This is a genomic window from Novosphingobium soli (assembly GCF_042432915.1).
In the GTDB taxonomy this organism is placed as follows: Bacteria; Pseudomonadota; Alphaproteobacteria; order Sphingomonadales; family Sphingomonadaceae; genus Novosphingobium; species Novosphingobium soli.
On sequence record NZ_JBHLWK010000007.1, the window covers coordinates 121,253 to 135,151 of the forward strand.

Consider the following 13,899-nt stretch of genomic DNA (forward strand, 5'->3'; position numbering starts at 1 on the left):
CGCTGAACGCGCTCGGCTGGGTGCTCGGCGATTCGTCCCGCGCGGAGCGGTTCCTCGCGCTCACCGGGCTGACCCCGGACGCGCTGCGCGCCTCGCTGGCCAGCCCCGGCACGCAAGCGGCGGTGCTCGATTTCCTCTGCGCGCACGAGCCGGACCTGATCGCCGCGGCCGATGCGCTGGGCGTGGCGCCGGCGACGCTGGTCGCCGCGCGGGCGGAGCTGGAGGCATGAGCCGGCCGCTGCTCATCACCGACTGCGACGAAGTGCTGCTGCACATGATCAAGCACTTCCGCGACTGGCTGGCCGAGGACGAGGGCGTCGCCTTCGACCTGACGGGCGGCGAGTTCTACAAGTCGATGCGCCGCATCGGCAGCGAGGCTCCGCTGGAGCAGGCGGAAATGTGGGCGCTGCTCAACCGCTTCTTCGACACGCAGATGCACCGCCAGACCCCGATCGAGGGCGCGGTCGCGGCGATCGCCGCGATCCGCGAGCATGCCGACGTGGTGGTGCTGACCAACCTGCTCGATTTCCGCCGCGAGGCGCGCGGTCTTCATCGACGACCTGTCGCAGCACCACGGCTCGGTCTTCGAGGTTTCGCCTCACGTTCGCCGGCTGCACTTGTGCGGCGAGCCGCAGATCGCGCCGAGCATCGCCTGCGCGCTCCGGCTCGGCCATGCCCATGCCCGCATCGACGACTGGGCCGGTGCGCTCCCCTGGCTGCTGGACAGCCTGACCCGCGAAGAAGAGGATCTCCATGACTGACATCGCCGCCCGCCTCTCCGAACTCGGCCTGACCCTGCCCGCGCCCGCAGCGCCGGTCGCGGCCTACGTCCCGGTCGTCGTCGCGGGCGGGCTCGCCCATGTCTCGGGCCAGCTGCCGTTCGTCGACGGCAAGCTCGTCACCGGGCGGCTGGGCGAGGACGTCGCGCTGGAGGCCGGGATCGAGGCGGCGCAGGCCTGCGCGGTGATGATCCTGGCGCAGCTGCAGGCAGCGCTCGGCTCGCTCGACCGGGTGGAGCGGATCGTCAAGCTGGGCGCCTTCGTCAACTCGACCGGGACCTTCACCGACCAGCCCAAGGTCGCCAACGGCGCCTCGGAGCTGATGGTGGCGGTGTTCGGGGAGGCGGGCCGGCACGCCCGCAGCGCCGTCGGCGTGCCGGTCCTGCCGCTGGGCGCCGCCGTCGAAGTGGACGCCATCGTTGCCGTTCGCCCTGCTTGACCGCTGGGCGTCGCCGGCCCCCGATCCGCGCAAGGTGGCGTGGATCGGGGCGCAGGACTATGCCCACCGTGGGCTCCACGGATCGGGGCCGGGAGGCGTCATCCCCGAGAATTCGCGCGCGGCCTTCGCGGCCGCGGTGGAGCAGGGCTACGGCGTCGAGTTCGACGTGCAGCGCTCCGGCGACGGCCAGCCGGTCGTCTTCCATGACGACACGCTCGACCGGCTGACGCTGGAGAGCGGCCCGGTGCGCCGGCGCAGCGCCGCCCAGCTGGGCGCGGTCTGCCTGGACGGCACCGACGAGACGATCCCCACGCTGCGGCAGGTGCTGGACCAGGTGGCCGGGCGGCAGCCGGTGCTGATCGAGGTCAAGTCCCGGCGCGGCGACCGCATCGCCGCGCTGTGCCTGGCGGTGCGGCGGGTGCTCGAAGGCTACGTCGGCCAGCATGCGGTGATGAGCTTCGACCCGCGCGTGGCGCACTGGTACCGCGTCCACTCGCCGCACACCGTGCGCGGGCTGATCGTTTCCGAAGGGGACGACCGCGCGCTGCCCGGCCGGATCCGCCGCCGCCTGGCGCTGTGGCATGCGCGGCCGGACTTCCTCGCCTACGACATCCGCGACCTGCCGAGCCGCTTCGCCGCCGCCCAGCGCCGCCGGGGCCTGCCGCTGGCGACCTGGACGGTGCGCGACCCGGAGCACGACGCCCGCGCCCAGGCGCTCGCCGACGCCGCCATCTTCGAGGTCCCCTCGGGAAGCGATCCGCGCCGGTGAGCGCGCCCGGCTTCACCGCGAGGGTCCTGGGCGGCGTGGGCGAGCTGCCGGCGGACCAGTGGGACGCGCTGACCGACGGGGGCAATCCCTTCGTCGGCCACGCCTTCCTGACCGCCATGGAGCAGTCGCGCAGCGTCGGCGGGCGCAGCGGCTGGACGCCCCTGCCGATCGTGATCGACGGGCCCGACGGGCGCCTCGCCGCGGCGCTGCCCGCCTACCTCAAGGACCATTCCCAGGGCGAGTACGTGTTCGACCATGCCTGGGCGGATGCCTGGCACCGTGCGGGCGGCGCGTACTATCCCAAGCTGCAGATCGCGGTGCCCTTCACGCCGGCCACCGGGCCGCGGCTGCTGACCCCGCATCCCGAGCTCGCACCGGTGCTGTTGCGCGCGGCCGAGACGCTGTGCCGCGACAACGGGCTGTCCTCCGCCCACGCCACCTTCATCGAGCCGGAGCAGGTGCCGGTGTTCGAGAAGGCCGGCTGGCTCCTGCGCGAAGACATCCAGTTCCATTGGGAGAACCGCGGCTACGCCAGCTTCGACGATTTCCTCGCCGTGCTCTCGTCGCGCAAGCGCAAGGACTTGCGCAAGGAGCGGGCGCGGGCGCAGGAGGGCGTGGAGATCCGCGCGCTGCAGGGGGCAGACATCGCGCCGGAGCACTGGGACGCGTTCTGGGCGTTCTACCAGGACACCGGCGCGCGGAAGTGGGGGCGGCCCTATCTCACGCGCGAGGCGTTCCGGCTGCTGGGCGAGACGATGGCCGAGCGGATCCTGCTGGTGCTCGCCTTCGATGGGGGGACGCCGATCGCCGGCGCGCTCAACTTCATCGGTAACCGCGCGCTGTATGGGCGCTATTGGGGCGCTACGGTCGACAAGCCGTTCCTCCATTTCGAGCTGTGTTACTACCAGGCGATCGACGCCGCGATCCGCCTCGGCCTCTCGCGGGTGGAGGCCGGCGCCCAGGGCGGGCACAAGCTGGCCCGCGGCTACGAGCCGGTGCGCACCGTCTCGGCCCACTACATCGTCCACGAAGGCCTGCGCGCCGCCATCGCCGAGTTCCTGGAGCAGGAGCGCGCCGGCATCGCCAGCGACCAGCTCGTGCTGGGCGGCCGCACACCGTTCCGCAGGAAGGACTAGCCCCGCCTCAGCCGCCCGGCGAGCTGCGACCAGCGCCGGGGCGATGGGCCTGTCGCGCATAAGGCCGGCCGCTGGAGCGAGGTGGCGCGATCGTGGAGAATCCGGATTGCTTCCATGGCAGGTCTGCGTGCCTTTCCAGCGAGCTGGCGCTGCACCGGAACCGTGGCCTTTCAGCGGCTTGCGTTGCGCCCGAACAGCTCCGGCTTCGCCAAGACAGGATTGGCCCCGACTGCGCGAATTTTCTTCGGCAGGCCTTGGAAAGCGCGGGTTCGGCCGCGGCCAGAAATTTGTGGACGCCCGCGGTTATCGGCTTGTGCCCGCAAATGTGGGGACTTATAGGCGCCACCAACCAAGGACCGTCTTGATGGTCGCCGGAAAAGTCCGGGGCTGCAGGGCGTTGGCGGTCCGAGGAGACACCTGCGGAGTTCTCTGGATGGCAACGGCCCTAGCTGACGAAATCGATGTCCTTGCAAAGGCGAAGCGCGCAATCGGCGGCGCCTACATTCCCGACCCCAACGAATCCTACATGAGCGAAGCGCAGCAGGATTATTTCCGCAAGCTGCTGCTGGCCTGGAAAAGGTCGATCCTCGACGCCTCGGCCGGCACGCTGCAGCAGCTCCAGGACGGGCCGATCCGCGACGCCGACCTCAACGACCGCGCCTCGAGCGAGACCGACTGGGGTATCGAACTCCGCACTCGCGACCGCCAGCGCAAGCTGATCGCCAAGATCGATTCGGCGCTGCGCCGGATCGAAGAGGGCGAGTACGGCTACTGCGAGGTGACGGGCGATCCCATCGGCCTGGGCCGGCTGGAAGCCCGCCCCATCGCCACGATGACGGTGGAAGCGCAGGAAGCGCACGAGCGCCGCGAGAAAGTCTCGCGCGAGGACTGAGCTTTGCTGCGGCGCGGCGGCCCCGGTGGGGTCGCCCAGCTGCGTCGTTAAGCGTTTGTTTGCCATTCGCGGCTAGGGATACGCGAGGCGCGCTGCGTTCCCGTGCGTCCGGCGCACCCCGACCGCAGCACCACGACGACCAGTTTGGCAAGGCCCCGGACCCGAAGCGCATGAACGAACGTGACAATCGGCAGATCGCGCGCGACAGCCTGTTCCTCATGGCGGACTTGCGCGTGGAAGGCCAGGGCGGCGAGTTCCGCATCAAGGTCCGCAACCTGTCCGCCGGCGGGATGATGGGCGAGGGCCTGGTCCGCGTCGTGCGCGGCACCGTGGTGCAGGTCAACATCCGCAACATCGGCTGGGTCCAGGGATCGGTCGCCTGGGTCCAGGACACCCGCTTCGGCGTCGCCTTCGGCGAGGACATCGACCCGCGCCTCGCCCGCGAGCCGGTGGGCGGCACCGCCGACGCCGCGCCCGATTACCTGCGCAACCACCAGGCGCCGGGCGAGACAGGCCCGCGGGGCACCGTCCTGCGCAAGATCTGAGAGTCCGGCCGGAAAATTCGGCGGTGCCATTTGCGCCCCGGGTAAAATGGACTACTCGGGTGGGCATGCTGTCCAAGCGCCAAGCCTCTTCGTGCGCGCTCGCCCTGGCCATGCTCGCGCTTGCCTCCTGCAGCCGCTACGACAACTCGGCGCTGGGCGTCGCGGTGGTCGCCACCGGCGCGGCCGAGGGGACGGCTGCGGGACAGGCCGGCCAGCTGGTGCGCGCCGCCACCGTCGAGGGACTTGTCGCGTTCGACGATGCCGGCCGGGTCATCCCGGCGCTGGCGGAGCGCTGGATCGTGACCGACGACGGCCAGAGCTACATCTTCCGCCTGCGCGAAGGGGTGTGGACCAACGGCGATCCGATCACCGCCGCCTCCGCGCGGCGCGCGATCAACGCGGCGCTGCGGCGCGTGCGCGACACCCCGCTGGGGCTCGACCTCGTCGGGCTGGACGAGGTGCGCGTCATGGCCGGCCGCGTCATCGAGATCCGGCTGGAACGACCGATGCCCTACCTGCTGCAGCTGCTCGCACAGCCCGAGCTGGGCATGGTCCACGAGGGCGTGGGCGCGGGCCCGATGAGCGTGACCCCGGCGGAAGGGCTGGCGGTGCTGGCGCCGATGGAGCCGTCTCGCCTGGGCCTGCCGGCCATCCAGGACTGGGCCGAGCGCACGCGCCAGGTGCAGCTGCGTGCGCTGCCCGGGCCTGCCGCGGTGGCCGCGTTCAATGACGGGACGGTGGATCTCGTGCTCGGCGGGCGGATCGAGGACTTCCTCCTGACCCGATCGGTGGGCATCCTGCGCGGGACGATCCAGCTCGATCCGGTGGCCGGCCTGTTCGGCCTTCACGTGATGAACGACCGCGGCTTCCTGGCCGAGCCGGGCAATCGCGAGGCGCTGGCCATGGCGATCGACCGCGATGCGCTGATCGCGCCCTTCGGTGTCGGCGGCTGGGTGCCGACGAGCCGCATCGTGACCCCCAGCCTCGACGGCGACCTCGGCACGGCGGGGGAGCGCTGGGCCGACCAGACGCTGGCGGATCGCCGCGCGGCGGCGGCGGCGCGGGTGCGCAGCTGGCGCGCCGCTGCCGGGACGACGGCGTCGGACGACGGGCAAGGGCCCTCCGCCTCGGAGCCGGTGCGGCTCAAGGTCTGGTTGCCGGCCGGCGGGGGCTCGCAGGTCCTGTTCAACCGGCTCGCGGCCGACTTCGCGACGATCTCCGTCCAGGTCGAGCGGGTGGATGACCCGGACGGAGCCGACCTCGCTCTCGTCGACGATGTCGCGCGCTATCCGCGGGTTGCATGGTTCCTCAATCGCCTCTCGTGCCGCGCTGGGCAGGGCCTGTGCTCCGCCGCGGCCGACGCCGCGGTGGCGGTGGCAGCCAAGGCAGCCACGCCCGCCGAGCGTGCCGCCCTGTTGAAGCAGGCCGAGGGCGAACTGACCGCCAGCAACGTGTTCATCCCCTTCGGAACGCCGATCCGCTGGTCGCTGGTGCGCGGCAGCGTGGACGGCTTCGCCACCAATGCCTGGGGATGGCATCCCTTGATGCCCCTCTCGTGGCTTCCCAAATGAGGAGTGCGGCCGCGTGGCCGCGCTTGCGACGAGAGGCTGAGAGTGGCGACAGGACCCGAGTCCGTGCGGCGGCTGCAACCGGATCTGCCGCTGGGAAGTGATCCGGCGGCGGTGCGCCGGCGGGTGGAGGCGCTGGAACGCGTGATGGAGCGCGCATTCGCGGTGCCGGGGCTGGGCCGCAAGGTCGGCCTCGATGCGGTGGTGGGGCTGGTGCCCGTCGCCGGCGATGTCGTGACCGCTGCGATCGGGCTCTACCTGGTATGGGAAGCGCGCAATCTCGGGATGTCGAAGTGGCAGCTCGCCCGCATGACCGCCAACGTCGGCATCGACACGGCGGTGGGCGCGATTCCGGTGGCGGGCGACCTTTTCGACTTCGTGTTCCGCTCCAACAGCCGCAACCTGCGGATGATCCGGCGGCACCTCGACAAGCACCATCCCCACACGCGCATCATCGAGGGATGAAGCTGGCGCCGGCCTGGAATGTGTCGATGAGGGCGGCCGGTCTGGTCTTGGCTCCGCTGGCGGTGGGGGCCTGTTCCCCGTCCGAGGACGCGTCCGGCCCGGGCGGCGTCACCACCGGGGAAGCGCGCGCGCTGGATGAAGCGGCGGCGATGCTGGACGAGCGGCGCCCGGCCGAGACGGCGGGGGGGGAGCCGAGCGCGGCGGCGCGGTAGATCGCGCCTCTCCGACGCTCGGGATCAGTCGAAGCTCACCTTGCCGCGGCCGGCCTTGACCGAGCCGCGCAGCTTCTTGCCCTTGAGCCGCTGCTCCTTGCCGACCCGGTTGAGGCGGCTCTTGGCGCGCTTTTCGGGCAGCTTGTGCGCCTCTTCGAGCAGCTCGGCGAGCCGCTCGCGCGCGTCGGCGCGGTTGGCCTCCTGGGTGCGGAAGCGGCGCGCGGTCAGGACCAGTTCCCCGCGTGAGGTCATGCGGCTGCCCGCCAGCTCCCGCAGCCGCGCGAAGACCGGCGGCGACAGGCGCAGCGGATAGCAATCCAGGCGCAATTGCACCGCTGTTGCCACCTTGTTGACGTTCTGCCCGCCCGGGCCGGCTGAGGCTATGAAGCTCTCGCTCGCCAGCGCCTGCGCGCGTGCGAGGATCTCATGCATCCGGCTCGGCGCCCGGCGTCTCGGGCAGCGCGAAGCCCAGGGCGCGGAAATCCGCGGGCGGCGGGCAGTGCGCCACTACCGGCGGCTTCTCCCCGCGCGGGACGGTGAGAGCGGCGGCGTGCAGCATCGTGCGCCCGGCGCCGCGCGCGCGGTCCGGCCCGGCGCCATAGACCGGGTCTCCCAGCAGCGCGGCGCCCAGCCCCGAGGCCGCGTGGACGCGGATCTGGTGGGTGCGGCCCGTCTCCGGCCGGAACTCGACGAGCGTCAGGCCGTCGCGCGCGTCGAGCTTGCGCCAGTGGGTCACCGCCGGCTTGCCCTTGCGCGCCGGGATCATGCGCCAGCCGTCCCGGGCCGTGCTGACCTTGGAGAGCGAGAGCGCGATCGTGCCCTCGTCCCCCTCCACCGCGCCGGCGACGATGCCGAGGTAGACCTTCTCCACCGCGCGTTCCTCGAAGGCCGCGGCGAAGCGCTTGAGCGCCTTCGGGTTGCGCGCCAGGAGCAGGCAGCCCGAAGTGTCGCGATCGAGCCGGTGGACGGGGGCGGGCTCGCGCTGGAAGCCCAGCTTCAGCTCGTCGAGGCGGTCCTCCAGGCTCGGCCCGCCGGCGCGCGGGCGATCGAGCGGAAGCCCGCCCGGCTTGTCGATGACCAGCGCCTCGCCGTCCTCAAAGAGGATTTCCAGTTCCATGACCGTCCGTGTTCCCATGCTGTCGACCGGCCTTGCCGGGATGCCGGCGATACTGCAGCGGCGGCCTTGCGGCTAGCCCGCGTTCACCCGCCGTCCGCTGCGACGGCTTGGGCGATCCGGCGGCAGGCCTCGGTCAGCTTGGCCTCGTCGGCGGCGAAGCTGATGCGGAAGCCGTCACGCCCGCCGAAGGCGGAGGCGGGCACGATCGCCACGCCATGCTCCAGCAGGTGCAGCGCGAGCGCCGCGTCGTCGCCGAAGCGCGCCATGAGCGGCGCGGCGTCGACCATGCAGTAGAAGGCGCCGTCGGGGGTGGGCGCGGACAGCCCGGGGATGGCGTTGATCGCCGCCACCACCAGATCGCGCCGGGCGCGAAAGCGCGCGCACCAGTCGCTGAGGAAATCCTGCGGGCCCTCCAGCGCCGCCACCGCCGCGGCCTGGCTGATCGAGCAGGGGTTGCCCGAGGAATGCGACTGCAACCGCTCCATCGCCCGGATGAGCCATTCGGGACCGGCGGCCAGGCCGATCCGGAAGCCCGTCATCGCATGGCTCTTGGAGACGCCGGAGATGGTCAGGATGCGGTCCGCCAGATCGGGGCAGAGGTTCGCCAGCGTGGCGTGGCGGGTGCCGGTATAGTTGATCGGCGCGTAGATGTCGTCGCTCAGCACCATGACGCGTGGATGGCGGCGGAGCACCGCGCCGATGCCCAGCAGCGTCTCCGCCGGCAGGCACGCGCCGGTGGGATTGCCCGGGCTATTGAGCAGCAGCCACAGCGTGCGCGGGCCGATCCGGGCCTCCAGCTCGGCGGGCGTAAAGCGGAAACCGTTCTGCGCCTCCGTGTGCAGTGGCACCACCTCGCCGCCGGCGAAGCGGACGACCTCGGGGTAGCTGACCCACCAGGGGGAGGGCACGACCACCTCGTCGTCGGCGCCCACGGTCGCAAGCATGGCGTGGAAGATCGCCTGCTTCCCCCCGGCGCTGACCGTCACCTGCGAGGGCGTGACGGCGATCCCCAGGTCGCGTGCGAAGTGCAGCGCAGCGGCCTGCTTCAGCCGCGAGGTGCCCCCCACCGGGGTGTACTTGGTCTCCCCGCGGTCCAGCGCGGCCTTGGCGGCTTCGACGACATGCGCCGGGGTGGCGAAATCCGGCTCGCCGACCGAGAGCGAGATGATGTCGCGTCCTGCCTCGCGCAGCTGCGTGGCGCGGTCGGTCATGGCGGTCGTCTGGGATGGGGCGATGCGGGCCAGCGCGGCGGAGAGCGGCATCAGGCGAGCAACCGGGCGGGCATCAGGCCGCGCAGGGCGTTGCCGATGAGGAAGCCGCCCGCCAGATCGTCCAGCGTCAGCTCCGCCTCCACGGCGCGGCCGCTGTCGAGCAGCGAGCGGCGCAGGACTCCGGGCAGCAGGCCGAGGCGGGCCGCAGGCGTCAGCAGCACGCCCTCGCGTTCGACGAAGACGTTGGTGAAGCAGCCTTCGGTGACGAGGCCGTCGTCGCGCAGCATGATCGCCTCGTCGGCGCCGCTGGCCCGTGCGAGCGCGAGGCCCTTGTCGTAGAAGCCGCGGTCGCTGGTCTTGTGGGCGAGCCGCCAGTCGCCGCTGTCAACCGGCAGGCGCAGCACCGCGACCCGCGCCGGATCGGGCAGGGCGGCGGGCATGGCCGCGAGCTCCAGCGAGAAGGCGCCGCTGCGGCCGAGCACGAGGCGCAGCTTTGCCGCCCCGTCCGAATCGAAGCACAGCGCCTGGATGGCGTTGCGCACCGCGTGCCGGTCGAACCCGAAGCCCAGCGTCGCCGCGCTGGTGCCGATCCGTTCGAGATGGAGTTCGAGGAGCGCGATCCCCTCCTCGGCGGTGAAGCACATCGTCTCGATGAGATCGAAGCTCGCGGGCGAGGCTGCCCCACCGGCGACCCGAACGTCCGACTCTCGCACGAAACCCCCTTTGACCAGGCACTCCCGCCACTCGGGAAGAGCCGAAGAATCGGCGACGATCGCCGATCCCACCCCCAGGATCGCCTGCCCGCCGCCGTCCGCGCCCGGGCCGGCCTTGCCGCTGACGAGGCGCAGGGTGCGGATTGCCACATTGAACGTCGCATCGCCAGAGGGTTCGACGCAGCCGATCGCACCGCAATAGGGGCCGCGCGGCCAGCGCTCGACCTCGGCGATCAGCTCCATGGCGCGGATCTTCGGGGCGCCGGTGATCGAACCGCAGGGGAACAGCGCCCGCAGCAGGTCCACCGCGCCGATGTCCTCGGCCACCCGGGCGTGGACCGTCGAGACCATCTGGTGGACGGTGGGGTAGCTCTCCACCTGAAACGGCGCTTCCACCGTCACGCTGCCCGGCCGGGCGACGCGGGAAATGTCATTGCGCATCAGGTCGAGGATCATCAGGTTCTCGGCCCGATCCTTGGGCGCGCTCGCCAGGTCGGCGCGCAGCTGCGCGTCCTCCTTGGCGCTGCGTCCGCGCGGGCGCGTGCCCTTCATCGGCCGCGCCGTGACGCGCCCGCCCTCCAGCGCGAAGAACAGCTCGGGCGAGAAGCTGAGGTGCCAGTGCGCGCCGTCGTGGACCACCGCGCCATAGCCCGCGGCGGCGCGGGGCCGGATCGCGGCGTAGAGCGCCAGCGGGTCGCCGCGCCATGGCCCGGCGAGCGGGATGGTGAGGTTGGCCTGGTAGATGTCTCCGGCCGCGATCGCGCCGTGCAGCCGGGCGAAGGCCTGCGCGTATTCGCCGAAGTCCACTTGCGGCTCCAACGGGCCGATGGCGGGCACGCCGGGACCGCAATGGGCTGCGAGCCAATCCGGGACCTCGGCGGCGGGAATCGCTTCGCACTGCGCGAAGGCGCCGAACCAGACCAGCGGCCCACCGGCGCCCGCCGCGTCCTGGCGCACCGTACCGAGCCGCGGCTCAAGCGCCAGCCCGGCCTCGTAGGACAGGTATCCTGCCAGGTGGAGCCCCTGGCGCGACAGCGCCTCGACCCGCGCCAGCGCCTCGGACACCTCCTCCAGCCGCATCGCCGAGACGATCTCGCGCGGGGCACGGTAGAGCCGGGCATCGGCTGCGCCCATGGTCCGGGCATCATCGAGGAGGACGAAGGGTTCTGTCATGGCGCTGCTTCCGCCCGGCCCCTTAGCGGGCGCCGCCGCGGCTGGCAAAATCCTCTCGCACCGCGAGGGGGTGAGCCGTACACCCGGAGTTGCGCGCCAGTCGGAGGTCATGAAGGACGGATGAGCGAGAGTGTCCCGGGATGCGGCGGCCAGGGTGCGTGACAATCCGCCGGGAGGCCGATGCGCTAGACGGATGGCGCTGCGCCCGGTCCTTCTCCTCCTGCTCCTTGTCGCGGCCTGGCGGGCGATGGTGCCGACCGTCGCGCGCGGGCAGGAGCCCATCGTCGTCGCTGCGCCCGCCTCGGGCCAGCTCGGGGACGCGGTCCGCCCGCGGGCCTACCGCCTCGACCTGACGGTCGATCCGGCGCGGCCGCGGTTCGGCGGGCATGTCGAGATCGACGTGCTCCTGGTCGGCGATGCGGTCTCCCTCGACCTCCACGGCCGGAGCCTGTCGGTCGCGCGCGTGGAGGCGGTCTCGGGCAACCTGCGCGTGCCCGGGTCGTGGCAGCAGCTCGACGCCGAGGGCGCGGCGCGGGTGATCTTCGCGCAGGCGCTGCCCGCAGGACCGGTGACGCTGGCGTTCGACTACGACGCGCCTTTCGCCGATGGGCCCTCGGGCATGTTCAGGGTCGCGGTGGAGGGCGCCTGGTACAGCTGGACGCACTTCCAGCCGATCGACGCGCGGGCCGCCTTCCCCTGCTTCGACGAGCCGGGCTTCAAGACGCCTTTCGTGCTCACCCTGCGCACGCCGCCCGGACTGCTCGCGATCGGCAATTCTCCCGAGGTGGGGCTTGCGGCTCTGGAGCAGGGCATGGCCGTCCACCGCTTCGCGCCCACGCCGCCTCTGCCGACCTACCTGGTGGCGATGATGGTCGGCCCCTTCGCCACGCTCGAGGGCGATGCACCGCCGCGGGGCGCGCGCCGGACAGTGCTGCCCGTGCGCCTCGTCTCCACCCGCCAGAACGCCGCCCGGCTGCAGTACGCGCTCGACGGCTCGCGCCAGATCGTGGGCCTGCTCGAGGACTACTTCGGCGAGTCCTTCCCGTTCCCGAAGCTGGACCAGGTGACGTCCCCGGTACTGCCGGGCGCGATGGAGAACGCGGCGGCGAGTCTCTACCGGGACGACATCCTGGTGCTCGACCCTGCCTCACCGGTGGCGCAGCAGCGCATGTTCGCCACGGTCGTGGCGCACGAGCTGGGGCACCAGTGGTTCGGCGATCTCGTCACCCCGCGCTGGTGGGACGATCTGTGGCTCAACGAGAGCTTCGCCAACTGGATCGGCTATCGCATCGGCCATGCCTGGCGCCCTGACCTCGGCATCGAGGGGGAGGCGCTCGGCGCCGGCTACGAGGCGATGGAGACAGACGCGCTGCTGGCCGGGCGGCCGGTGCGCCAGCCGATCGCACGCAGCAGCGACATCGATTCCGCCTTCGACGTCATCACCTACGGCAAGGGCGGCCATGTGGTGGGCATGGTGGCCGCGTGGCTGGGGGAGGAGACCTTCCGCGAGGCGGTGCGCCGCCACATCGCCGCGCACCGCTTCGGCACCGCGAACAGCGAGGAGTTCTTCGCCGCCATCGCGAGCGTGGCCGACAACCCGAAGCTCGTTCCCGCGCTGCGCAGCTTCGTCGAGCAGCCGGGCGTGCCTTTGCTCGCCCTGCGCCGCGACGGCGACCGCGTGATCGTGACGCAGCTGCGCTACACCACCGCCGGAGTGGCCCCGCCGCCCGGGCGCTGGATCATACCCTTGTGCCTGCGGCGCGGCGGAACGCGCGCGTGCTTCATCATGGACCAGCACACGCAGAGCTTCTCGATCCCTGGCGAGGGGCCGGTGTTCCCGAACGCCGGGGGAACCGGCTACTACCGCTTCGAACTGACCGCCGGCCACTGGCGGGACCTGATCGAAACGGCCGACCGCCTGCCGGCCGGGGAGGCGCTGGCGCTCGTCGATTCGCTCTGGGGCTCGATCCGGGCGGGGCGCGGCACGATCGGGGAAATGGCGCGCCTGGCCCACAAGCTGATCCGCCATCCCGACCCGCGCGCCGCCGACGCGGCGGACCGCGCGCTCGCACGCTTCGTGCGCGAGAACATCGTCGGGGCCCGGGGGCGGCGCGGGCAGCGCCTGCTGCGCGAGAAGCTCTACCTGCCGCTGCTGCGCGAATATGGCTTCGATCCCCGCGCCGGGATCTACGCGCAGGAGCCCGCCGCGCGCGCGCAGCGGCGGGTCCACGTCGTTAACGCGGTGGTCGGCACCGGCGGCGGTCGCAAGGTGCGGCGCGCGCTGGCCGCGGCAGCCGCGGCCTACCTGGCCGGAGACCGCGCCGCGCTCGATCCGGCCTGGTTCGACCATGCCTTCGACATCCACCTCTACGAGGGCGGCAGCGAGGCGGTTCCCGGGCTGTTGGAGCGGGCGCTCTCGTCCGAGGACCCGGTGTTCCGCCCGGCGGCGCTGGGAGCGCTGGCGCGTACGGGCGAGCCGCAGATGGCGGCCTCGCTGCTGGCGCTCGCCGATCCGCGCCTGCGCGAGAGCGAGCGGCGCGACCTGCTCGACGGCATCATGTCGCGCAGCGCGACGCGGGAATACGGCTACGCCTGGGCTCTGTCGCATGTGGCCGCGCTGCTGGCGGGCGGGGAGGGGCAGGCGTTCTCGACCCGGCTGCCGCAGATCATCGGGCGGTTCTGCTCGGTCACCTGGGCGAACCGCATCGCGCACGACTTCCGCGGGGCGTTTGCCGGAACGCCGGGCGCGCTCGAGCTGGAGCGCGCGGTCGAGCGGGTCCGCAACTGCGGCCTGCTCGACGACATGATGGGTCCCCAGATCGACGCGGAGTTCGCGGCGCTGCGCTAGAGCGTGATCATCTTAGGCTGAAGCATAGCCGC

The 13,899-nt window shown here is 72.1% G+C and carries 14 protein-coding genes and 1 pseudogene; 11 read left to right on the forward strand and 4 right to left on the reverse strand.

What is annotated here, in order from left to right; all coding sequences use genetic code 11:
- The first annotated feature begins 20 nt into the window (after window positions 1–20).
- The 10 genes and pseudogenes from ACFFJC_RS04505 (at window position 21) to ACFFJC_RS04550 (ending at window position 6,805) form a co-directional block, all read left to right on the forward strand.
- Window positions 21–230 (forward strand): DUF3572 family protein, encoded by a 210-nt coding sequence (locus ACFFJC_RS04505; protein ID WP_379486302.1) that lies wholly within the window; start codon window positions 21–23, stop codon window positions 228–230.
- Window positions 227–761: pseudogene (locus ACFFJC_RS04510) on the forward strand (HAD family hydrolase). Before ACFFJC_RS04505 ends, ACFFJC_RS04510 begins: the two are co-directional and overlap by 4 nt.
- Window positions 754–1,218 (forward strand): RidA family protein, encoded by a 465-nt coding sequence (locus ACFFJC_RS04515; RefSeq protein ID WP_379486303.1) that lies wholly within the window; start codon window positions 754–756, stop codon window positions 1,216–1,218. The pseudogene ACFFJC_RS04510 and the gene ACFFJC_RS04515 overlap by 8 nt, the downstream one beginning before the upstream one ends.
- Entirely contained in the window at window positions 1,199–1,987 is a 789-nt protein-coding gene (locus ACFFJC_RS04520) for a glycerophosphodiester phosphodiesterase family protein (protein WP_379486304.1), read from the forward strand. The genes ACFFJC_RS04515 and ACFFJC_RS04520 overlap by 20 nt, the downstream gene beginning before the upstream one ends.
- The gene (locus ACFFJC_RS04525; protein WP_379486305.1) at window positions 1,984–3,123 is read left to right on the forward strand and encodes a GNAT family N-acetyltransferase; all 1,140 of its coding nucleotides are present in this window, start codon (window positions 1,984–1,986) and stop codon (window positions 3,121–3,123) included. Before ACFFJC_RS04520 ends, ACFFJC_RS04525 begins: the two co-directional genes overlap by 4 nt.
- Window positions 3,124–3,556: 433 nt before the next feature.
- Window positions 3,557–4,015: an RNA polymerase-binding protein DksA gene (dksA, locus tag ACFFJC_RS04530; protein ID WP_379486306.1), complete on the forward strand. Its 459-nt coding sequence runs from the start codon at window positions 3,557–3,559 to the stop codon at window positions 4,013–4,015.
- A gap of 170 nt (window positions 4,016–4,185) precedes the next feature.
- Window positions 4,186–4,560, forward strand: a complete 375-nt coding sequence (locus ACFFJC_RS04535; RefSeq protein WP_379486307.1) for a PilZ domain-containing protein — start codon at window positions 4,186–4,188, stop codon at window positions 4,558–4,560.
- 65 nt (window positions 4,561–4,625) lie between these two features.
- Window positions 4,626–6,131: an ABC transporter substrate-binding protein gene (locus tag ACFFJC_RS04540; RefSeq protein WP_379486308.1), complete on the forward strand. Its 1,506-nt coding sequence runs from the start codon at window positions 4,626–4,628 to the stop codon at window positions 6,129–6,131.
- A 63-nt stretch (window positions 6,132–6,194) separates the two neighbouring features.
- Window positions 6,195–6,593: a DUF4112 domain-containing protein gene (locus ACFFJC_RS04545; RefSeq protein WP_379486309.1), complete on the forward strand. Its 399-nt coding sequence runs from the start codon at window positions 6,195–6,197 to the stop codon at window positions 6,591–6,593.
- 26 nt (window positions 6,594–6,619) lie between these two features.
- Entirely contained in the window at window positions 6,620–6,805 is a 186-nt protein-coding gene (locus tag ACFFJC_RS04550; RefSeq protein ID WP_379486310.1) for a hypothetical protein, read from the forward strand.
- Between the two features lie 24 nt (window positions 6,806–6,829).
- Here the strand turns inward: ACFFJC_RS04550 and arfB are convergent, their stop codons facing one another.
- From arfB to pabB, 4 genes are all read right to left on the reverse strand, one after another.
- A complete protein-coding gene (gene arfB / locus ACFFJC_RS04555; protein WP_379486311.1) occupies window positions 6,830–7,237 on the reverse strand; it encodes an alternative ribosome rescue aminoacyl-tRNA hydrolase ArfB in 408 nt (135 codons plus the stop codon).
- Complete coding sequence (locus ACFFJC_RS04560) at window positions 7,230–7,922, reverse strand: RluA family pseudouridine synthase (RefSeq protein WP_379486312.1); 693 nt, start codon at window positions 7,920–7,922, stop codon at window positions 7,230–7,232. The genes arfB and ACFFJC_RS04560 overlap by 8 nt, the downstream gene beginning before the upstream one ends.
- A gap of 83 nt (window positions 7,923–8,005) precedes the next feature.
- Window positions 8,006–9,184, reverse strand: coding sequence for a pyridoxal phosphate-dependent aminotransferase (locus ACFFJC_RS04565; RefSeq protein WP_379486313.1), 1,179 nt, complete (start codon window positions 9,182–9,184; stop codon window positions 8,006–8,008).
- Window positions 9,184–11,019: an aminodeoxychorismate synthase component I gene (gene pabB / locus ACFFJC_RS04570; protein WP_379486314.1), complete on the reverse strand. Its 1,836-nt coding sequence runs from the start codon at window positions 11,017–11,019 to the stop codon at window positions 9,184–9,186. Before pabB ends, ACFFJC_RS04565 begins: the two co-directional genes overlap by 1 nt.
- Before the next feature lie 193 nt (window positions 11,020–11,212).
- Between pabB and ACFFJC_RS04575 the strand changes: the two genes are divergently transcribed.
- On the forward strand, window positions 11,213–13,867 hold the full coding sequence (locus ACFFJC_RS04575; RefSeq protein WP_379486315.1) for a M1 family metallopeptidase: 2,655 nt from the start codon (window positions 11,213–11,215) through the stop codon (window positions 13,865–13,867).
- The last annotated feature ends 32 nt before the right edge of the window (window positions 13,868–13,899 follow it).

Bases quoted from the DNA above. Each gene is read 5' to 3' on its own strand.
- ACFFJC_RS04540 (WP_379486308.1), top strand. From the start codon at position 4,626: ATGCTGTCCAAGCGCCAAGCCTCTTCGTGCGCGCTCGCCCTGGCCATG.
- arfB (WP_379486311.1), bottom strand. From the start codon at position 7,237: ATGCATGAGATCCTCGCACGCGCGCAGGCGCTGGCGAGCGAGAGCTTC.
- pabB (WP_379486314.1), bottom strand. From the start codon at position 11,019: ATGACAGAACCCTTCGTCCTCCTCGATGATGCCCGGACCATGGGCGCA.
- ACFFJC_RS04575 (WP_379486315.1), top strand. From the start codon at position 11,213: ATGGCGCTGCGCCCGGTCCTTCTCCTCCTGCTCCTTGTCGCGGCCTGG.
- ACFFJC_RS04565 (WP_379486313.1), bottom strand. From the start codon at position 9,184: ATGCCGCTCTCCGCCGCGCTGGCCCGCATCGCCCCATCCCAGACGACC.
- ACFFJC_RS04515 (WP_379486303.1), top strand. From the start codon at position 754: ATGACTGACATCGCCGCCCGCCTCTCCGAACTCGGCCTGACCCTGCCC.
- ACFFJC_RS04550 (WP_379486310.1), top strand. From the start codon at position 6,620: ATGAGGGCGGCCGGTCTGGTCTTGGCTCCGCTGGCGGTGGGGGCCTGT.
- ACFFJC_RS04560 (WP_379486312.1), bottom strand. From the start codon at position 7,922: ATGGAACTGGAAATCCTCTTTGAGGACGGCGAGGCGCTGGTCATCGAC.
- dksA (WP_379486306.1), top strand. From the start codon at position 3,557: ATGGCAACGGCCCTAGCTGACGAAATCGATGTCCTTGCAAAGGCGAAG.
- ACFFJC_RS04535 (WP_379486307.1), top strand. From the start codon at position 4,186: ATGAACGAACGTGACAATCGGCAGATCGCGCGCGACAGCCTGTTCCTC.